Source organism: Bacillus sp. EKM202B, assembly GCF_011066025.1.
Classification (GTDB): Bacteria; Bacillota; Bacilli; order Bacillales; family Bacillaceae_G; genus Bacillus_A; species Bacillus_A toyonensis.
In genome coordinates this window covers 85,220-104,175 of the sequence record NZ_JAAMNK010000006.1, presented here as the reverse complement: position 1 = coordinate 104,175, position 18,956 = coordinate 85,220, and the positions used below count along the sequence as shown (strand labels likewise).

The 18,956-nt window shown below is 33.6% G+C and carries 22 protein-coding genes and 1 other annotated feature; of the genes, 17 read left to right on the top strand and 5 right to left on the bottom strand.

From position 1 onward, the window contains the following. Positions 1 to 168 precede the first annotated feature (168 nt). From G9F74_RS10135 to srtB, 9 genes are all read left to right on the top strand, one after another. The gene (locus G9F74_RS10135; RefSeq protein WP_016109167.1) at positions 169 to 858 is read left to right on the top strand and encodes a 23S rRNA pseudouridine(2604) synthase RluF; all 690 of its coding nucleotides are present in this window, start codon (positions 169 to 171) and stop codon (positions 856 to 858) included. 108 nt (positions 859 to 966) lie between these two features. Further along, positions 967 to 1,222: a binding site (T-box leader), on the top strand. 114 nt (positions 1,223 to 1,336) lie between these two features. After that, on the top strand, positions 1,337 to 2,662 hold the full coding sequence (gene brnQ6, locus G9F74_RS10130; RefSeq protein WP_016109166.1) for a branched-chain amino acid transport system II carrier protein BrnQ6: 1,326 nt from the start codon (positions 1,337 to 1,339) through the stop codon (positions 2,660 to 2,662). Between the two features lie 490 nt (positions 2,663 to 3,152). Next, positions 3,153 to 3,851 (top strand): heme uptake protein IsdC, encoded by a 699-nt coding sequence (gene isdC, locus G9F74_RS10125; protein WP_016109165.1) that lies wholly within the window; start codon positions 3,153 to 3,155, stop codon positions 3,849 to 3,851. 23 nt (positions 3,852 to 3,874) lie between these two features. Further along, positions 3,875 to 4,333: an NEAT domain-containing protein gene (locus G9F74_RS10120; protein WP_000476169.1), complete on the top strand. Its 459-nt coding sequence runs from the start codon at positions 3,875 to 3,877 to the stop codon at positions 4,331 to 4,333. Between the two features lie 29 nt (positions 4,334 to 4,362). Beyond that, positions 4,363 to 6,723 (top strand): NEAT domain-containing protein, encoded by a 2,361-nt coding sequence (locus G9F74_RS10115; protein ID WP_165406223.1) that lies wholly within the window; start codon positions 4,363 to 4,365, stop codon positions 6,721 to 6,723. A 69-nt stretch (positions 6,724 to 6,792) separates the two neighbouring features. Next, a complete protein-coding gene (isdE, locus tag G9F74_RS10110; protein WP_002093211.1) occupies positions 6,793 to 7,674 on the top strand; it encodes a heme ABC transporter substrate-binding protein IsdE in 882 nt (293 codons plus the stop codon). Positions 7,675 to 7,701: 27 nt separating this feature from the next. Then, the gene (locus G9F74_RS10105; RefSeq protein ID WP_001036848.1) at positions 7,702 to 8,685 is read left to right on the top strand and encodes a FecCD family ABC transporter permease; all 984 of its coding nucleotides are present in this window, start codon (positions 7,702 to 7,704) and stop codon (positions 8,683 to 8,685) included. Beyond that, on the top strand, positions 8,675 to 9,445 hold the full coding sequence (locus G9F74_RS10100; protein WP_000403763.1) for an ABC transporter ATP-binding protein: 771 nt from the start codon (positions 8,675 to 8,677) through the stop codon (positions 9,443 to 9,445). Before G9F74_RS10105 ends, G9F74_RS10100 begins: the two co-directional genes overlap by 11 nt. Before the next feature lie 32 nt (positions 9,446 to 9,477). Then, a complete protein-coding gene (gene srtB, locus G9F74_RS10095; protein WP_016109162.1) occupies positions 9,478 to 10,242 on the top strand; it encodes a class B sortase in 765 nt (254 codons plus the stop codon). 66 nt (positions 10,243 to 10,308) lie between these two features. On the opposite strand, the gene isdG is transcribed toward srtB, so the two are convergent. Then, complete coding sequence (gene isdG, locus G9F74_RS10090; RefSeq protein WP_000587821.1) at positions 10,309 to 10,632, bottom strand: heme oxygenase; 324 nt, start codon at positions 10,630 to 10,632, stop codon at positions 10,309 to 10,311. Between the two features lie 286 nt (positions 10,633 to 10,918). On the opposite strand from isdG, the gene G9F74_RS10085 reads away from it, so the two are divergent. Beyond that, positions 10,919 to 12,118, top strand: coding sequence for a class I SAM-dependent rRNA methyltransferase (locus G9F74_RS10085; protein WP_016109161.1), 1,200 nt, complete (start codon positions 10,919 to 10,921; stop codon positions 12,116 to 12,118). Between the two features lie 39 nt (positions 12,119 to 12,157). On the opposite strand, the gene G9F74_RS10080 is transcribed toward G9F74_RS10085, so the two are convergent. Together G9F74_RS10080 and G9F74_RS10075 are read right to left on the bottom strand one after the other, a co-directional pair. Beyond that, the gene (locus G9F74_RS10080) at positions 12,158 to 12,352 is read right to left on the bottom strand and encodes a YwbE family protein (protein WP_001014310.1); all 195 of its coding nucleotides are present in this window, start codon (positions 12,350 to 12,352) and stop codon (positions 12,158 to 12,160) included. Beyond that, complete coding sequence (locus tag G9F74_RS10075; RefSeq protein ID WP_001293579.1) at positions 12,353 to 12,526, bottom strand: hypothetical protein; 174 nt, start codon at positions 12,524 to 12,526, stop codon at positions 12,353 to 12,355. 168 nt (positions 12,527 to 12,694) lie between these two features. On the opposite strand from G9F74_RS10075, the gene G9F74_RS10070 reads away from it, so the two are divergent. The 7 genes from G9F74_RS10070 to G9F74_RS10040 all read left to right on the top strand — a co-directional run bounded on the left by G9F74_RS10070 (position 12,695) and on the right by G9F74_RS10040 (position 17,897). After that, on the top strand, positions 12,695 to 13,387 hold the full coding sequence (locus tag G9F74_RS10070) for a response regulator transcription factor (RefSeq protein WP_000018038.1): 693 nt from the start codon (positions 12,695 to 12,697) through the stop codon (positions 13,385 to 13,387). A gap of 1 nt (position 13,388) precedes the next feature. Continuing rightward, the gene (locus G9F74_RS10065; protein WP_000183219.1) at positions 13,389 to 14,324 is read left to right on the top strand and encodes a HAMP domain-containing histidine kinase; all 936 of its coding nucleotides are present in this window, start codon (positions 13,389 to 13,391) and stop codon (positions 14,322 to 14,324) included. A 126-nt stretch (positions 14,325 to 14,450) separates the two neighbouring features. Continuing rightward, positions 14,451 to 15,374 carry an ABC transporter ATP-binding protein gene (locus G9F74_RS10060; protein ID WP_016109160.1) on the top strand — a complete coding sequence of 308 codons (924 nt, stop codon included), beginning with the start codon at positions 14,451 to 14,453 and terminating at the stop codon, positions 15,372 to 15,374. Further along, positions 15,367 to 15,528, top strand: a complete 162-nt coding sequence (locus tag G9F74_RS10055) for a hypothetical protein (RefSeq protein ID WP_016109159.1) — start codon at positions 15,367 to 15,369, stop codon at positions 15,526 to 15,528. Before G9F74_RS10060 ends, G9F74_RS10055 begins: the two co-directional genes overlap by 8 nt. Positions 15,529 to 15,562: 34 nt before the next feature. Further along, positions 15,563 to 16,267 carry an ABC transporter permease gene (locus G9F74_RS10050; RefSeq protein ID WP_016109158.1) on the top strand — a complete coding sequence of 235 codons (705 nt, stop codon included), beginning with the start codon at positions 15,563 to 15,565 and terminating at the stop codon, positions 16,265 to 16,267. Positions 16,268 to 16,302: 35 nt separating this feature from the next. Continuing rightward, positions 16,303 to 17,175 carry a DUF4097 family beta strand repeat-containing protein gene (locus G9F74_RS10045; protein ID WP_016109157.1) on the top strand — a complete coding sequence of 291 codons (873 nt, stop codon included), beginning with the start codon at positions 16,303 to 16,305 and terminating at the stop codon, positions 17,173 to 17,175. Positions 17,176 to 17,201: 26 nt separating this feature from the next. Further along, positions 17,202 to 17,897, top strand: coding sequence for an ABC transporter permease (locus tag G9F74_RS10040; RefSeq protein WP_000902921.1), 696 nt, complete (start codon positions 17,202 to 17,204; stop codon positions 17,895 to 17,897). A 62-nt stretch (positions 17,898 to 17,959) separates the two neighbouring features. Here G9F74_RS10040 and G9F74_RS10035 read toward each other — a convergent pair whose 3' ends face one another. Together G9F74_RS10035 and G9F74_RS10030 are read right to left on the bottom strand one after the other, a co-directional pair. Then, positions 17,960 to 18,292, bottom strand: coding sequence for a YfjL-like protein (locus G9F74_RS10035; RefSeq protein ID WP_016109156.1), 333 nt, complete (start codon positions 18,290 to 18,292; stop codon positions 17,960 to 17,962). Between the two features lie 137 nt (positions 18,293 to 18,429). Further along, complete coding sequence (locus tag G9F74_RS10030) at positions 18,430 to 18,933, bottom strand: DinB family protein (protein ID WP_000284956.1); 504 nt, start codon at positions 18,931 to 18,933, stop codon at positions 18,430 to 18,432. Positions 18,934 to 18,956: the final 23 nt, after the last annotated feature.

Below are 18,956 nucleotides of genomic sequence, written 5' to 3'. Positions count from 1 at the left end.
ATTATATGTTTATGGACAAACTTGCAAAAGCATTGTTAGCTTGTTGTGGAATATTTTTGGTGATTGGGGTTATTTATTTAGTTGTTTTTGCGAAGTGAAGGAGCGTCAATCATGGCATAATGATATTGCCATAGATTGACGCTTTTAATATACGAAAAGGAACAAAATATGAAAATCAACCAATACATAAGCGAAGCAAAATCCTGCTCAAGACGCGAAACAGATCGTCTTATTAAAGCTGGACGCGTGGCTATTAACGGCGAAATTTGTACGCACGGTGCTCTCGTGAGCGATGATGATGTTGTAACGATTGATGGGCAGGTTATTGCAAAAGAAGAGAAAGAAAAGGTGTATATCGCCTTTCATAAACCAGTTGGAATTACTTGTACAGCAGCCGATCATATTGAAGATAATATTATTAATTATATCAATTACCCAGAGCGAATCTTTCCCGTTGGACGATTAGATAAAGCATCGGAAGGACTTATTTTATTAACGAATGATGGCGCGATTGCGAATCAAATTTTACACGGAGATCACGAGCATGAGAAAGAATACGTTGTGACGGTAGATAAACCTTTTACAGATTGGTTTATTGATGAGATGTCCAGCGGTGTAAAGATTAAAGATGGAATGACGAAGCCATGCAAAGTGACGAGAGTCGGCCAATCTACATTTCGCATCGTTTTAACACAAGGAATGAACAGGCAAATTCGTAGAATGAGCCGTGCTTTCGGGTTTACTGTAACAAAGCTAAAGCGAGTGCGCATTATGAATATAGAATTACATGAGCTTGAAGTGGGAAAGTGGCGGAGCGTTACAGCTGAAGAGTTAGAAATTTTAATAGGGCAGTTATAGGGAGGAAAAATTTTCTCCCTATATTTTTTTGTCAGAAAAAATAAAACTATTGATTTTTTAAAAAATAGCCCATATAATAAAAAACAACAAGTTTCGACAAGATATTTTATAAAAGTAATGATGAGGACATGAGTTGTTTTCTACGATTCTCAGAGAGGGAAGCCTTAGGCTGTGAGCTTCCTAATACGAAAAGACAATCTTACCACCTCTAAACTTCAAGAGTGAACTGCATGCATGATGCATTGTAATTCTTGGCGGATAAAACCGTTATCAATTTACACGAGCTATAAAATGAGCTTATTTCGTTATAAATTCATTTTATTAGAATAAGGGTGGAACCACGATTTCAACACTCGTCCCTTTGTTAGGGACGGGTGTTTTTTGCGTTCTTTTACGGGGAAGTATGCTTGAAAGAGGAGATTTGACGGATTTTAATTCAGAATATTTTGTCAATTAATTATTTAGGAGGTTAGTAGAAATGAAATCATCTTTAAAATTTTCTGAGATGTTTGCAATAAGTTTAATGTTATTTGCACTATTTTTCGGTGCAGGTAATATGATTTTTCCACCAGCGTTAGGACAAGGTGCTGGAACAGATGTATGGATCGCGTTATTTGGTTTTATCGTAACAGGTGTTGGATTGCCTTTATTAGGGGTAATCGTTATAGCTCTAAAGGGAGATATTAATGAGCTAGCAGGACGTGTGCATCCTATCTTCGCACTTGTTTTTATCACTGCAATTTATTTATGCTTAGGCGTATTCGTAAGCGTTCCGCGTACAGGGACAGTTGCTTATGAAATGAGTGTTGCACCATTTTTACCAAGTGAGATAGCTAGCCAATCCTATCCACTTGTTATCTTTACATTTATTTTCTTTGCGGTAACTTTCTATTTAGCTTTAAATCCTTCAAAATTAGTGGGACGCATCGGTAAAGTGTTAACTCCAATTTTATTAGCTGTTATTGCAATTATTGTAGGTAAAGCACTTATTACACCAATTGGAGAATTTGGTTCACCGACAGAAGCGTATAGTGCTCCTCTTTTCAAAGGTTTTATTGACGGATATTTAACTTTAGATGGACTGGCAGCACTTGTTTTCGGAAATGTTGTCATTAATGCTTTAAAAGCAAAAGGTGTTACAAATAAGAATAGCATTGCGAAAGTAACAATCTTTGCAGGATTTATTGCAGCACTTGGTTTACTACTTGTGTATTTAGCGCTTGCGTATCTTGGAGCTTCTAGTGTATCGCTTGGAATGGGCGCAAACGGGGGCATTATTTTAACAAACGTTGTAAATCATTTATTTGGTAGTTACGGAACATTATTACTAGGTATCGCAATTACAGCAGCATGTTTAACAACTTCTGTAGGTATTGTTGCAGCTTGTGGAGAATATTTCTCTTCCTTATTACCAAAGCTTTCATATCAAAAAGTCGTTTTCATTTTCTGTGTACTAGCATTTATGGTAGCCAATCTTGGTTTAACGCAGTTAAACGCATTAGCATTACCAATCTTAATCGCCATTTATCCAATTGGAATCGTTCTTATCGTATTATCACTTGTTGAAAACTACGTTCGTCTTCCATTAGCGACGTATGTGGGTGGTATTGTAGGAGCGTTCGCAATTAGTTTCTTTGATGGATTACACAATGCAAACCTTCAAATTGCAGCATTAGCACCTATTTTAGATAAAATTCCATTATATAGTGTAGGAATTGGTTGGTTAGTTCCAGGCATAATCGGTATAGGATTTGGTTATATAGTTTCTAAGTTTCAAAAGCAGGAAATTGCTGTAGAAAAATAGAGAAAAGAGGCTTTCTATAATAGAAAGTCTCTTTTTTTTTGTAGAAAAAGCCACATATAGAGAAATTCAGATATTAAAAATTTTATACGTAATATAGTTGACAAAAAATTTATGAGTAGGCTAAGATTGACTTAGTTGTGGAAATATTGGAAGGGAAGTGAAGGAAAGGGGTTTCTATAACTATAGTGTTGTTATGGGAAGAGGTGAAAGAGGAGGAGAAGGGATAGTTTATTTTTTTTGATTTATATTGAGAATGATAATCAATGAATAAGTTTTATAATTTTTTCTCAGTTTCTATGCCTTCGTATAAGGAATAGGGTGAGATATTATTTTTAACATTCAATGAGAATGATAATCAATAATACTTATATTACATAAAAGAATGCTAATTAAATATAGGTGGAAAAGATTATTTTTTTTCTTATAAATTGAGAATAATTATCATTTTCAAAAAGTGAAATGCAAGATAAATAAGGAGGAAAAAAGAAAAATGAAAAAGTTTTCTGTATTACCCGCTTTTATTATGACATTTGTATGTATGCTAGCTTTTCTTGTAGTGCCGTTCGGACAAGCTTCAGCAAAATTAGCTGACGGTACGTATGATATTAACTACGTAATACAAAAAGCGGAAAACGAGTCAGCTTCAATGGCAAATGATTATTTTGAAAAGCCAGCTAAGTTAATTGTAAAAAATGGTGAGATGAAAGTTCAAGTTCCAATGAAGCATAGTGCTTGGATTACAGAATTTAAAGCACCGGAGAATGGGAATTTTGTTGATGCAAAAGTAGTGAGTAAGGACGAAGCGGCTGATAAAAGAACGGTTGAATTTAAAGTTGATGATCTATCAAAGCCGTTGGGAGTAAAAATTCATGTTGTTGTACCAAGTGCAAACTATGACCACCACTATACAATTCGTTTTGCGTTTGATGCAAATGTAAAAGCTGTAGGTGGCGATAACGGTGTAGTTGCTGCAACAAAAAATAATGACCAAGCGAAAACAGATACACAAGTAAAAGAAGAAAAAACGAAAGTAGAGAATAAAGAAGTGAATAAAGAAACAAATGAGAGTGGAAAAGCTGAAAAAACAGATAATCCAAAAACAGGAGACGAAGCACGTATCGGATTATTTGCAGCGTTACTTCTTGTTTCAGGTGTTTTCTTAATTCGTAAAGTGAAGCTAAACAAATAAATATTTCGAAGGGTGATGAATATATGTTTAAACAATTTAAAATGATTATTGCCGTATTTGCTGTTTTATTTACGTTTATCGCAACACTAGGTTCACAAGATGCAAAGGCTGCTACAAAACTAGCTGATGGGAAATATAATATTGCTTTCACTGTATGGAAAGGCGATAAAGATGAATCATCTAGAATGAATAGTTATTTTGAAAGCCCAGCAACATTAACAGTTAAAAATGGAAAACAATATATTTCATTTAAAGTGAAAGATAGTTCTTCTATTAAAAGTTTCCAAGTAGAAAAAGATGGTCAATTTATAGAAACAACCGTGTTAAGTGAAAACAAAACAGATAATACTAGAGTTGTAGAATTTGAAGTTGCTGACTTGTCAAAAAAACTAAACGGCAAGGTGAAAATTAATATCCCAATTATTAATTACAATGCTTCATATGATATTCGCTTTGTATTTGATGGGAACAGTGTTAAATAATTAATTTTTTATAAAGGAGCGTTATTTCATTGAACAAGTATCTTAAGATTGTTGTTGCAATGTGTCTAATGATATTTACATTCGTATCAACATTACAACCACTTGCAGTTCAAGCAGCTACCAAGTTAGTTGACGGTGAATATTCAATTGGCTTCAAAGTTTTAAAAGATACATCAGATGAAGAATCGATGATGAATCAATATTCAGTAAGCCCGGGAACTTTAAAAGTGAAGGATGGGAAAAAAAAAGTATCCTTTACATTAACGAATAGTTCATGGATTACGAAGTTTGAAACAGAAAAAGCAGGCCAACTTGTTGAGACAAATGTAATTAGTGAAGATAAAGAAAAAGATACAAGAGTAGTAGAATTTGATGTGGAAGATGTAGAGAAGGTATTAAATGCAAAAGTAAAAGTAGATATTGATTTTTTAAATTATCATCATGACTATGATGTGCGCATTGTCTTTGATCAAAATAGCATTAAACCCGTTCATGTAGAAAAGCCAAATGAAAAAGAGGACCCAGCTAATAAGCCAGATCCAAATGAAAAACCTGATCCGAGTCAGAAGCCCGACCAAAAGCCTGACCCAGATCAACAACCAAATTCTAACACAATTACAGATGGTGAGTACAGCATTCCATTTAAAGTGTTCAAAGATCAAACAGATGAAGAATCCAAGATGAATAGTTACATGGTAAATCCAGGAGTATTAAAAGTAGAAAATGGTAAGAAAAAAGTCGTTATAACACTAAAAAGTAGCTCATTAATTAAAAATTTCCAAACGGAAAAAGATGGTGCATTTGTTGATGCAAAAGTAGTGAGTGAGGATAAGGAAAAAGATACAAGGGTAGTAGAGTTTGAAGTAAACGATTTATCTAAAAAACTAAATACAAAAGTATTTATCGAAATGGCATCAAGAAATTATAAGCAAACGCATGATGTACAACTTTTATTTGAACAAGATAAACTTGAAAAAATTAAAAATGAAGAGAAAAAACCAGAAGTAGAAAAACCGGAAGTAGAAAAACCAGAAGTAGAAAAACCAGAAGTAGAAAAACCAGAAGTAGAAAAACCAGAAGTAGAAAAACCAGAAGTAGAAAAACCGGAAGTAGAAAAACCGGAAGTAGAAAAACCAGAAATAGAAAAACCAGATGATAATAAAAATCCAGATGCTGAAACAATTAAAGATGGTGAATACAGCATCAATTTTAAAACATTAAAAGATCAAACAGAAGAAATTTCAATGATGAACACATATACAAAAAGTCCAGGTGTGTTAAAAGTAAAAGATGGTAAGAAGTATGTGTCCTTTACGTTAACGAATAGTGCTTGGATTACAAAGTTTGAATTTGAGAAAAATGGTGCGTTTGTTGATGCAAATGTAATAAGTGAAGATAAAAAAGCTGATACACGCGTAGTGGAAGTAGAAGTACCGGATTTATCGAAAAAGTTAAATGCAAAAGTAAAAGTAGATATCGATTCAATGAATTATCACCATTTTTACGATATTCAATTTGCATTTGATAAAGGTAGCATTAAGCCGTTAAATAACCAAGGTGGAAACGACAACCAAGGTGGAAACGACAACCAAGGCGGAAACGACAACCAAGGCGGAAACGACAACCAAGGCGGAAACGACAACCAAGGCGGAAACAATAACCAAGGTGGAAACGACAAGCAAGGCGGAAACGACAACCAAGGTGGAAACAATAACCAAGGCGGAAACAACAACCAAGATAATAACACAACAATTGATCCAAAAGCTCTTAAAGATGGTGAATACAGCATTGGCTTTAAAGTGTTAAAAAATCAAACAGATGAAATCTCAATGATGAACACATACACAAAAAGTCCAGGTGTATTAAAAGTAAAAGATGGTAAGAAATATGTATCGTTTACATTAACAAATAGTACATGGATTACGAAATTTGAATTTGAGAAGAATGGTGCTTTCGTTAATACAAAAGCGTTAAGTGAAAATAAAGAACAAAATACAAGAGTAGTAGAAGTAGAAGTAAACGATTTGTCTAAAAAATTAAATGCAAAAGTAAAGGTAGACATCGATGAGATGAACTACCATCATTTCTACGATGTACAAATTCAATTTGATACAAATAATATCGGTGCGTTAGGAACTATTAAAGAGGATCCAAAAAATGAACCAAAAAATCCAGTGACTACACCGAAAGTAGATAATGTAAAAACAGTAGGTAATCCTGATTTTAATCGAAATGCAGATGATAAGAAGAAAAACAACGCTACAGATAATGATGCAAAAAAAGAGAAAAACTCAAAAACTGCAGATACAGCACAACTTGGTTTATACATGGTGTTACTGCTAGGTTCACTTGCTTTACTAGTTCGTAAATATAGAGCGGGTAGATTGTAATTTTTGGAGTCTTGATGCATGTTCGCGTGCATCAAGACTTGTTTCATATTGTATGGAAAGGAGTGGTGATTGAGAGTGAAGAAAATTGCAAGTGTACTAATGGCTATCATTTTGTTAATGAGTATAGCCGGGTGCTCATCACCCAAAAAAGAAACAGCAAAGCAGGTAAAGAGTGAGAGTAAAGAGCGCATTGTTGCAACAACAGTGGCTGTTACTGAAATTATGGATGCGTTAGAAGTAGATTTAGTCGGCGTTCCAACAAGTTCTAAAACTTTACCAAAGCGATATAAAGGTTTACCTGAAGTTGGGAATCCAATGAGTCCAGATATGGAAAAGGTAAAATCATTAAAGCCGTCAGAAGTATTATCTGTGACAACACTTGAATATGAATTAAAGCCAGTTTTTGATGGTGTGGGTATGAAAGCAAACTTTTTAGATTTAACAAGCTTGAAAAATATGCAAAATTCTATTAGCGATTTAGGTAAGAAATATGGACGTGAAAAGCAGGCTGAAGAAGTTGTAACTAAGTTAGATAAAAAGGTTGCTAGCATTCAAAAAGAAGTAAAAGGAAAGAAAGAACCGACAGTACTTATTTTGTTAGGTGTGCCAGGAAGTTATTTAGTAGCAACAGAGCATTCTTATATTGGAGATTTAGTGAAACAACTAGGTGGTAAAAACATTGTACAAGGTGAACGAGTAGAGTATTTAGCTTCTAATACAGAGTACTTAAAGAAAGCTGATCCAGATATTATTTTACGAGCAGCTCATGGTATGCCTGATGAAGTTGTAAAAATGTTCGATAAAGAATTTAAAACGAATGACATTTGGAAGCACTTCGCTGCAGTTAAAAATAACCGTGTTTACGATTTAGAAGAGCGTTTATTTGGAACGACAGGCAATTTAGCAGCAATTGAAGCGTTAGATGAATTGAAAAAAATGATGTATCCGTGATGCATTTTAATATAAAGGAAGAGTGGAATGAATAAAAAAACTTGGAGTTTCCTCATTGTTACTGCATTGCTTATTGTTATGACATCATTGTCAGCGATGAAAGGGAGTTTAGAAGTAGGTATTGTTGAGCTTGTACAAGGGATATTTACAGGGGGAAATGAAGATGTTGAAGTGATTAAAGATTTACGTTTCCCACGTATTATTATTGCACTATTTACTGGAGCAGCTCTGGCTGTTTCAGGTGTGCTTTTTCAAGCTGTTATGAAAAATCCACTTGCTGATGCTGGTGTAATCGGGATATCTTCTGGAGCAAGTTTTATGACACTCGTTATTATTACGTTGTTTCCACAATTCTTTTTCTGGACACCAGTATTCGCATTTTTAGGCGGTGCGCTTGCGTGTTATCTCGTTTACTCTTTTTCATGGAAGTCTGGATTAAGTCCACTCCGCATTATTTTAATTGGTATTGCTATTAATGCAATGTTTACTGGATTAAATGAATCATTCGTTACGATTTGTGGATATTTTATTAAGAGTATTAAGCAAACGACGACTTCTAACATAACAATGAAGACGTGGGGCGATGTAGAAATAATGGTGACTTATGGAACGATTGGTCTTATTCTTGCTCTGTTCGTAGGAGCTTGGTGTAACTTATTATCGCTACAAGATAAGACTGCGAAAAACTTAGGCTTGCACGTGACGAGAGTTCGTCTTATTATTTCTGCCATTGCAGTACTCTTAGCGGCAGTATCAACAGCGATTGCAGGTGTTATTGCTTTTGTAGGATTACTCGTTCCGCATATTTCAAGACAATTAGTCGGTTCAGACCATAAAGTATTAATTCCATTTTCTGCTCTTGCAGGGGCGTTATTAATTTTGACGGCAGATACAATTGGAAGGTTAATTGTGCCACCTAATGAAATTCCAGCAGCAACAATTATGGCAGTTATTGGTGGTCCATTCTTAATATTCTTGCTTAGAAAGAGTGATAAAGTTCATGGAAATTAAAAATGTAACCTTTTCATACGATAACGTAACAAATCGTTTAAAGTCTGTTAGTAGTGAAATAGAAATTGGGAAAATTACAACAATTATTGGCCCAAATGGATGTGGGAAATCAACATTACTTAGTGTTATGTCTAGAAATCACGCTCCTAGCAGTGGAGAAGTAATACTTGATGGGAAAGCGATTAGTGAATATAAACCGAAAGAGTTTGCTAGAAAGTTAGCTGTTGTCCATCAACAAAATGAGGCTCCAGCAGATATTACAGTGGAAAATCTAATAAGCTTTGGGCGTATGCCATATAAAAATATTTTCTCTCCGCAAACAGATGAAGATAGAGAAGCAATTGAGCGTGCACTAGTATGTACGAATTTACAAAGTAAGCGTGATAAGCCAATTTATGCTTTATCAGGCGGAGAGAGACAGCGAGTTTGGATTGCAATGACATTAGCTCAAAATACACCAATGCTTTTCTTAGATGAGCCGACAACATATTTAGATATTTATTATCAGATAGAAATATTAGAGTTAGTGAAAGAGTTAAATGAAGTGTATGGACTAACGATTGTAATGGTATTACATGATATTAATCAAGCCATTCGTTACAGTGATCATATTATCGTTATGAAAGATGGAGAGATTGTTACGAAAGGTAATCCTAATGATGTAATAACAGAAGAAATGGTTAAAGCAATATATGGTGTAGATGTCGTTGTAAAGCAGGATGAAGATACAGGACTATACATGGTACCAATGGGAATCTAAAGGCTGAGCATAATCCGTTTTGAGGTGATAATTTGAATAGTAAGAAAGAACGGAAAAAGAATTCATTTTTTCAACGCATACTTACCATTGTGTTTTTAGGAATCTTTTTCTATTCAATGTATGAATTGGGTGGGATTTTCATGGATTATTATGAAAATCGTAAAGTAATGGCTGAAGCGCAACATATTTATAAGAGAAGTCCAATGGAAGAAAAATCAGAGGATGGGGAAGTACGTAAGCAGTTTCAAGCTCTCCAAAAAATTAATCCGGAGATAGTTGGATGGATTACGATGGATGATACACAAATTAATTATCCAATCGTTCAAGCGAAGGATAATGATTACTATTTATTTCGTAATTACAAAGGTGAAGATATGAGAGCAGGAAGCATTTTTATGGACCATCGTAATGATGTGAAATCTCAAAATCGAAATACGATTTTATATGGCCATCGTATGAAAGACGGTTCTATGTTTGGTAGTTTTAAAAAAATGTTGGATGAAGAATTCTTCATGTCCCATCGTAAATTATATTACGATACATTATTTGAAGGATACGATGTTGAAGTTTTTTCAGTATATACGACAACAACGGACTTTTATTACATTGAAACGGATTTTGAAAATGATGCAGCATATACATCGTTCTTAAAGGAAATTCAAGAAAAATCACTGTACAAAACGGATACGGAATTGACGGCTAATGATGAAATTGTAACACTTTCTACATGTGACTATGCGCTTGATCCAGAGGCTGGAAGGCTAGTTGTACATGCAAAATTAGTGAAAAGAAATTAAAGAAAAAGTATAGAATATGAGAAGTGATAGCGCTCCTCATATTCTATACTTAAAAAATAACTGTTTTTACTGTGCTGCAGCCATTGGCATACGTACAACTTTTACATCATAGTAAGCAATTTTATTATCAAGAATATATTCTGGCATTCCGCCTTGATGTGAGTGAGCATCTTTAAATGCTGAGCTCTTTGTCCAACCTTGGAAATCTTCTTTTGCATTCCAGCGAGTGCTAATTGTTACTTCATCATAATCAACTGTATTTTGCGTTAAAAGAACTTCTAATCCTAAAAATCCTGGCATCGTTTCAACTTTACCTACTTTATTAAAACGCTCAATTAATTTATGTCCATTTCCCTTTGTAATTTTAGCTGTATTTGTAACAATAATCATGTGTATTCCTCCTATAAATCTAGCTATATTTTCAAGAACTCATATACATTAAATGATAATGAAAATCATTATCATTGTCAATGGCAATAATGAAATATATAAATTTTTTTTGAAAGTATGATGTTTATTTCATAAGTTAGTAAATATATTGCGATTAGGTGTAAGGCTGAGCGGGTTGTACTAGCAAAGCGATAATATGGTATAGTGAAACGAGGCTGTTTTTCGGCCTCGTTTTTTACATGCTTCCTACTAATAGAAAGCATTCAAATGGAAAGGAAGACATTACATGCGATCTGAAGTAACTATAAAAATAAAACCGAAATTTATAAAAGAAATTAAAAGTGGATATCCGCTTATTTTAAAAGATGCAATTCAAAATTTAAACGATATTCGTGAAGAAGGGACAATCATCAAAGTAGTAGATGAGAAGAACCAATTTATCGGAAAAGGCTATTATGGAAAACAAAATAAAGGATACGGCTGGATTTTAACGAGAAAAGAGAGTGAACAAATTAATCAATCTTTCTTTGAAAGTAAAATCAAATCTGCCTTACATAAACGAAAACAGTTTTACAAATCAAATGATACGACAGCATTCCGTGTCCTAAATGGTGAAGGTGATGGTCTTGGCGGCTTAATCATCGATTATTATGACGGTTATTACGTAGTGAGCTGGTATAGTGAAGGGATTTATACTTTTAGAGATGAAATCATAGCGGCACTTCAAAAAGTAGCAAACTTTAAAGGTATTTATGAGAAAAAGCGTTTTGATACGAAAGGGAAATACATTGAAGGCAATGATTTCGTAGCAGGAGAGCGCGGTGAGTTCCCACTTATCGTAAAAGAGAATGGTGTGAACTTTGCGGTTTATTTAAATGACGGAGCAATGGTTGGTGTATTTTTAGATCAGCGTAACGTTCGAAAACAAATTCGTGATACATATGCACAAGGAAGAACTGTGTTAAATATGTTCTCTTATACAGGTGCTTTCTCTGTATTTGCAGCACTTGGTGGAGCGACTAAAACAACGAGTGTGGACCTTGCAAATCGTAGTTTAAGTAAAACGATTGAACAATTTAGTGTCAACGAAATTGATTACGAAGCACAAGATATTATTGTAGAAGATGTATTCCTTTACTTTAAATATGCTGCGAAGAAAAAAATGAAGTTCGATATGGTTGTATTAGATCCTCCAAGCTTTGCACGTTCTAAAAAGTATACATTTAGCGCAGCGAAAGATTATAAAAACTTATTAAAAGAAACGATCGCGATTACAGAAAATAACGGTATTATCGTTGCTTCTACAAATTGTAGCGCATTTGATATGAAAAAGTTTAAAGGCTTTATCGATACTGCATTTAAAGAAATGAACGGTAAATACAAAATATTAGAAGAACATTCTTTACCAGAAGATTTTCGTACAATTGATCAATTTAAAGAGGGAGACTACTTAAAAGTAGTTTTCATCGAAAAAATTAAAGGCTAATAAAGAAAAAGGAGCTCGGGTTTACTTGAGCTCCTTTTCTTATTGAACGATATTTTGTACTCTACCGACTTGCCCGTCCTGCAATCGCACTTTAATGCCATGCGGATGGGAAGGGGAGTTTGTTAAAATATCTTTTACAATTCCACGTGTTAATTTGCCTGTTCGTTGATCTTGTTTTAATACAATATCAACTTCAAGACCGGGTGCGATATTAGAACGTTTTTGTCCGTTCATTTATACACCTGTACGTCTACGTTGGTTGTTTGTTTTTTTCGTTTGTTGGTTTTGTAATTTTTTCGTTTCTTGGCTTTGACTTTTTGCATTTTGGCCATTTCCATTTCCTTGCTTTTTCTTAGCAAGTTGTTCGCGCATTAAATCAGCTAAGCTTACTTTTTTATTCTCTGACATGATAAGTCTCCTTTATATAAAGTTAATTATGAACAATCGTAGTGAATTTCATCATATCATTGTTAAGGAAGGAAGGGAAGTTGGTTTGAAAATTCATATAATTGTTTCCAGTCTGTAGTAGTTACGATACAATTGAATTGTTAACGTTTGTAAAAAGGGGATAGAAATATGTCACATCATATTTTATTAGTTGAAGATGATATCTCAATTCAAGAGATGGTGGAAAAGTATTTAATAAAAGAGGGCTTTCAAGTTACAATCGCGTCTGATGGAGAAGAGGGAGTAAATACATATTTAAAAGGTTCATTTGATTTGATTATCCTCGACATTATGATGCCAAAGCTAGATGGCTTAGAGGTTGTACGAATCATTCGAGAAAAAAGTGCCGTTCCAATTTTAATGATGTCAGCAAAAGATACAGATGTTGATAAAGCTGTTGGATTAGGACTTGGGGCAGATGATTACATTTGTAAGCCATTTTCTATGATTGAATTAGCTGCACGTGTAAAAGCGGGTATTCGGAGGTCTACAAAATATTCGACTACGGAAACAACAGAAAAGATGATTCAGATTGGTGATTTAACAATCGATCCAATTAATTTTACTGTAGAAAAAAACGGGAACCCTCTCAAACTTACTTTAAAAGAATTTGAGATTTTAAAACTGTTCGTAAAGAATCAAAATCGTGTATTTACAAAAGCACAAATCTATACGTTAGTTTGGAATGAAGAGTATTACGGTGATGATAACGTTATTAATGTTCATATGAGAAGATTGCGTGAGAAAATTGAAAGTGATCCATCTAATCCAGAATATATTAAAACGTTATGGGGCATCGGCTATAAGTTGGAAGTGATGTAATATGACCAATCTGTTAATGGGCATTATTTTTATATTGTTATGTATCATTTACATACAATATAAGATGAGAAAAAATAGTAGCAAAAACTTAAGATACACATATGAAAAATTAGAAAGTATTGTAAATGAAAAAACAGGCGAGACGTTACTCGTTATGACAGATGATCTAGAATTGCAAAAATTATTAGTGGCAATTAATCAATTATTAGATGCAAAACAGAAAACGAATGCAGATCATGCAAAAGTAGAAATTTCGATGAGAAAAATGCTTTCAAATATTTCGCATGACTTGAAAACACCACTAACAGTTATTCTTGGATATACAGAAATGTTAAATGAGGATAAAACGATAAATGAAGAAGAACAGAAAATATTACTTGAAAAGGTTCATATAAAAACGCTGGAAGTGATGGAACTAATTCATAAGTTCTTTGATTTAGCAAAATTAGAATCTGGTGACAAGGCAATAGAGATAACAAAAGTAAATATGAATGAAGTTTGCCGTGAGAAGATTTTATCTTTTTATGATTTAGTGACGACGAAAGGATTTCATGTTCATATTGATATACCTGAAAGAAATATATATGCACTTGGAAATACAGAAGTATTAGGCAGAGTGTTAAATAATTTAATATCAAATGCAATTACATATGGAGAGGCTGGAAAAACACTCGGTATGACGTTAAGAGATGATGAAACGAGTGTGTATATAGACGTATGGGATAAAGGAAAAGGAATTGATGAATCTCATATTGATAAAGTGTTTGAGCGTATGTATACACTTGAAGACTCAAGAAATAAATTGTACCAAGGAAGCGGCCTGGGATTAACGATTACGAAAAGGCTTGTGGAAGCGATGGATGGAAAGATTCATCTTTCTAGTAAGCCATATGAAAAAACGATTTTTACAGTTGTATTAACAAAGATGAAGTTTTAGCTTGTAGAGAAGTAAATTCTACAAGCTTTTTTTTCAGCGTAAGGAATTTGTAAGGAACGAGTAAGAAAAAAGAGATTTCCGTTGTCTATTATAGAAATATAGAGCAGCGCGAAAGGGGAAAATGACATGACATATATATTAAAAACGAACCAGTTAACGAAAGTGTTTAAAGGAAAAGAAGTTATTTCTAGCGTTAACATGCATGTGAAAAAAGGAGAGATATACGGTTTCTTAGGACCGAATGGTGCTGGTAAAACAACAATTATGAAAATGATTGCAAATTTAATAAAACCGACGAGCGGCGATATTGAAATTTTCGGTGAGAAGTTAACAGACACATCTTATGAAGTATTAAAAAGAATGGGAACAATTATCGAATATCCAATCTTTTATGATAAATTAACGGCGAAGGAAAACCTAGAATTACATTGTGAATATATGGGCTATTACGATAAAAACGGCATTGATCATGCTTTACATTTAGTGAAACTACACGGCATAGACAATAAAAAAATAAAAGATTTTTCATTAGGGATGAAACAACGACTCGGTATTGCAAGGGCAATCGTGACAAAGCCAGAATTGCTCATTTTAGATGAACCAATTAACGGTTTAGATCCAATTGGTATTAAAGAGTTACGAGACTTATTTAAAATGCTCTGCAAAGAATATGGCATTACATTATTAGTTTCTAGTCATATTTTAGGTGAGATGGAACTAATGGCGGATACAATTGGTGTAATTCAAAATGGAAAACTAATAAAAGAAGTTTCAATGAAGAGTATTAACGGAAAACAAACAGAGTATATTGAAATTACTGTTCCTGATGTGAAGCGTGCAGCTTATATTTTAGAAGATAAACTTGGTATAAAAAATTACAAAATAATGAGTGGAAATATGGTTCGTGTGTATGAATTGAAGGTGACGCAGCAAGCCATTTCAAAAGCACTTATTATGAACGATGTGGAAATTGAAAGTATTAATAAGAAACATAGTTCCTTAGAGGAATATTTCTTAAATGTAATGGATGGAGAGGGCATTCATGCTTAATGGATTGTTAGTGAATCTAGTAAGTGGATTGGTCGTAATGTTCATAAGTGGGATTTTATATTATAGGAAACCAGAGCGGAAATGGTTGTTAGTTCTACTAATGATAGGAATGTTAAGCGTAGTTACTGCTGGAATTAGAATGTTAGCAGTGTAGAGACAGGTATATAAAGAATGGAGGCGTGGTTTATATGTTTAAATTAATGAAGCTCGAATGGAAGAAACATCAATTATCTAGTTACTTTAAAAGTGTAGCAATTTGTATCATAGCAATTTTCGCTGTAGTAAGCCTTATGGCATTGGGAATGAAAGCCGAGGGAGACGTGCTCTTCTCTGACTTCACACAGAACATGGCTTTAACAAATATTTTTATTAGGATAACATTCATTATTTTTAGTTCGGTCATTTTATCACGTTTAGTAATTGATGAGTATAAGAACAAAACGATACAACTATCATTTATGTATCCGCTACAAAGGAAAATGCTAATGAGTGCGAAATTAACAATTGTTTTTTGTTTTTGTTTTGTGAGCACGATTATCGCGACTTTCATTATTAGTTTGCTCGTATATTTTGTGAGTCCAATGATGGGACTGATTGAAACACCTGCTACGATAGGTGAAATAATAGCTATCGTTCCAGGTACTATTATAAGTGCATTTATGATATCTGGGATAAGTTTAATTCCTTTGTTTTTTGGAATGAGAAAGAAATCGACACCGACAACGATTACTTCGGCAGTAATAATTGGTATGCTGATTAGTGGTAACTTTGGTTCTGGAAACGGTCAAGTAAGTATGTTTGATTTTATAGCGATCCCAATAGTGCTCTGTTTATTAGGAATTTTCATTAGTTATCTATCGTTTCGTAAAATCGACAAGATCGATGTGGCGTGAAGCAAGCCTAAAACAAAAAACGAACTGGGGTATGAATGGTGAAAAAAATAATAGTAATTGCAATATTATTCATTACAATTGCTAGTGTAGTTTTTGGTATTAAGGTATTTCAGGGGAAAGATTTTAAGAAAGAAAAGTCTTTTGAAATCAATAATATAAAAGAAATAGAAGTAGACAATGAAAACTGGGATATTGAATTCAAAAGTGCAGACGCTAATAAAATAGTAATTTCCGCTCAAGGTGAACAAGTAGATAAAGAGATAGATCCCGTCAAAATAGCAACTGACGAAAATAAAATTATGGTTAAGCAAAAACAAGAGGCGAACAAATTTTTTAATGGTCTTACGTTTAGGAAGAAAAATAGTATATGTATAGCTATTCCGAAGAAAGAAATAGATAAAATTGTAGTAAATAATAAATCAGGTGATGTGAAAATAAGAGATATAGTAGTAAAAAGTATCGTGACGAAAGGAAAATCTGGAGATGAAATGATTACAGGATTATCGGCAGAGAAGGGTGAATTCACATCCGAAAGTGGAGATTTAATGTTAAAAGATAGTTCATTACAAGATGTAAATATAACTTCCACTACTGGTGATAATTATGTGAAAAATGTAAAAAATGAAAATATGAACATCACTTCAACATCTGGGGAAGTATTACTGAAAGATATGACAGAAGGAAAATCATTATTTGTAGAAACAAAATCAGGGGATATTGGCGTACGGTATAAAGGTGTCCCGGCATCATTGAAGCTTATGGCTAAAAGTAATTCAGCTGACGTAATAGTGGATTTAAAAGGACTTAAGAAAGATAAAAATACAGAAAAAATAAAAGAAGGAACTATTGGTGAGGCAAAAAATGAAGCGAAGATTTTAAATGAAACAGGAGTCATTTATATTGATTAAATCTTAGGAGGAAGGAGGACACTATCATGCTACATTTAATGAAGCTAGAATTGAAAAAGTTTAAGCTTGGTTGGTACGTGAAGAGAGCAATTATTGCAAATATTGTTATACTGGCATTAATGATCTTTGTGAGCATCATCGCTCAAGTAGAAGGTGATGCAGAAATAAGGAATCCAGAGACGATATTGTTAATGGCTAGCACAATAGTAAGAGCAACGTTTATTGTTTTTGGTAGTGTATTAATCGCAAGGCTAATAATTGGTGAATATAAAAATAAAACAATACTACTTATGTTTTCTTATCCTATTAATCGGAAGAAATTGATGATTAGTAAGTTGGCTATTGCAGCAATAGTAACATTTATAACAGTTATTGTATCTAACATTTTAGTAGTAGGAGTTTTCTTTGGTATAGATAGTTATTTTTCAATTCTTCCTAATTCATTTACAGTAGATCAATTGATGCAAGAAGGAATAAAACTGGTTCCTTTAGCCGTTGCAACTGCGGGAATGAGTTTAATCCCATTATATTTTGGAATGCGTAAACGTTCAGTGCCAACTACAATTGTTTCATCTCTTATCGTTGTATCAATTGCAATGAATGGCAACCCAATGTTTCCTATAGCAACTTTTCTTCCCCTTCAACTAGCACTCGCAGCAATTGGAGTTGTGATTGCATATTACGGAATTAAAAATATAGAGAAGGAAGATATAACTGTATGACAAGAATAAGAAAAAAGAGTTGGCGTTACACCAACTCTTTTTTGTATATGTATGCTTCGTTACTACTCTGTAAATTTAGAGTGTGTGCTTAAATACTCTTGCACTCCTGGAGAAATGTTAAAGTTATTAGGACTTTTATATTCGATAGTAAACTCTCCGTCGGTACTTGTTTCAAAGGAGATTGCATAGCTATTCATTTTAGCATCGTAAGAAGTATTTTTGACTTCTGCATCTAGATTAAAATATTTTGTAATATATTCTTTTGATTCCGTAATTGCTGCTTGTTTTCCCCAAGGGGTGCCATAATAGGTGAAATAAAGAGATACACTAATCACTCCAATAATAGAAGTTAGTAAAATAGTTCCCATAGCTATTTTTTTATTTTTTGTATTCAATTTGGTTACTCCTCTTCGTAATATGTATTCATTTTAATCTATCTTTTCCATAAAACAACCATTTAGAAAAAATAGTTTCACATGAAACAAGTTACAGAAAAAGACAAGATGTGTAAACACCTTGTCTTTTTTTGTTTTTACATTTTAGGAACTTCCATTCCAGCGGCAGCCCATTCTTCTTTTGCAGGACCATATACGCCAGGAACTGTTAAGCCAGCTTGCCTCATTAAAACCGTCATTTGTCCGCGGTGGTGATTTTGATGATTAATAAGTGTCATTAAAAATATAGAATTCGGCATAGGACGACCAAAGAAATCATTAATAGTTGCTAAATCTTTATCATTCCATTCGTTTTGAAGTGCTTCAACGAAAGCTGCATTCACTTTATGGTATTCATCTGCAATTTTTTTTGCAGAAGTTGGAACAGGATAATCTTTCGTTTCTCCTTCAAACTTTAGGCCTGTGCCAGATAGTATAACAGGAATTGCCGTTACGATATGCCAAGCAACTCTTCCTAATGTCCAATGCCCAGGCGCAATTTCTTGTGATAAAGATGCATCGGTTAATGAATTAAGCATTTTCTGAGTAGACTCTGCTTCGTAAGTCCATGATTGAAAGAAGCCTTCAATTGTTTGGTACATTGTTATCCCTCCTATTTTTGTTC

What these genes read in the sequence shown, in the direction of transcription:
- G9F74_RS10135 (WP_016109167.1), top strand. Translation starts at nt 169, where the DNA reads ATGAAAATCAACCAATACATAAGCGAAGCAAAATCCTGCTCAAGACGC.
- G9F74_RS10085 (WP_016109161.1), top strand. Translation starts at nt 10,919, where the DNA reads ATGCGATCTGAAGTAACTATAAAAATAAAACCGAAATTTATAAAAGAA.
- G9F74_RS10040 (WP_000902921.1), top strand. Translation starts at nt 17,202, where the DNA reads ATGCTACATTTAATGAAGCTAGAATTGAAAAAGTTTAAGCTTGGTTGG.
- G9F74_RS10050 (WP_016109158.1), top strand. Translation starts at nt 15,563, where the DNA reads ATGTTTAAATTAATGAAGCTCGAATGGAAGAAACATCAATTATCTAGT.
- G9F74_RS10060 (WP_016109160.1), top strand. Translation starts at nt 14,451, where the DNA reads ATGACATATATATTAAAAACGAACCAGTTAACGAAAGTGTTTAAAGGA.
- G9F74_RS10030 (WP_000284956.1), bottom strand. Translation starts at nt 18,933, where the DNA reads ATGTACCAAACAATTGAAGGCTTCTTTCAATCATGGACTTACGAAGCA.
- G9F74_RS10100 (WP_000403763.1), top strand. Translation starts at nt 8,675, where the DNA reads ATGGAAATTAAAAATGTAACCTTTTCATACGATAACGTAACAAATCGT.
- isdG (WP_000587821.1), bottom strand. Translation starts at nt 10,632, where the DNA reads ATGATTATTGTTACAAATACAGCTAAAATTACAAAGGGAAATGGACAT.
- brnQ6 (WP_016109166.1), top strand. Translation starts at nt 1,337, where the DNA reads ATGAAATCATCTTTAAAATTTTCTGAGATGTTTGCAATAAGTTTAATG.
- G9F74_RS10055 (WP_016109159.1), top strand. Translation starts at nt 15,367, where the DNA reads ATGCTTAATGGATTGTTAGTGAATCTAGTAAGTGGATTGGTCGTAATG.
- G9F74_RS10105 (WP_001036848.1), top strand. Translation starts at nt 7,702, where the DNA reads ATGAATAAAAAAACTTGGAGTTTCCTCATTGTTACTGCATTGCTTATT.
- G9F74_RS10120 (WP_000476169.1), top strand. Translation starts at nt 3,875, where the DNA reads ATGTTTAAACAATTTAAAATGATTATTGCCGTATTTGCTGTTTTATTT.
- G9F74_RS10080 (WP_001014310.1), bottom strand. Translation starts at nt 12,352, where the DNA reads ATGAACGGACAAAAACGTTCTAATATCGCACCCGGTCTTGAAGTTGAT.
- G9F74_RS10045 (WP_016109157.1), top strand. Translation starts at nt 16,303, where the DNA reads ATGGTGAAAAAAATAATAGTAATTGCAATATTATTCATTACAATTGCT.
- G9F74_RS10070 (WP_000018038.1), top strand. Translation starts at nt 12,695, where the DNA reads ATGTCACATCATATTTTATTAGTTGAAGATGATATCTCAATTCAAGAG.
- isdC (WP_016109165.1), top strand. Translation starts at nt 3,153, where the DNA reads ATGAAAAAGTTTTCTGTATTACCCGCTTTTATTATGACATTTGTATGT.
- G9F74_RS10075 (WP_001293579.1), bottom strand. Translation starts at nt 12,526, where the DNA reads ATGTCAGAGAATAAAAAAGTAAGCTTAGCTGATTTAATGCGCGAACAA.
- G9F74_RS10065 (WP_000183219.1), top strand. Translation starts at nt 13,389, where the DNA reads ATGACCAATCTGTTAATGGGCATTATTTTTATATTGTTATGTATCATT.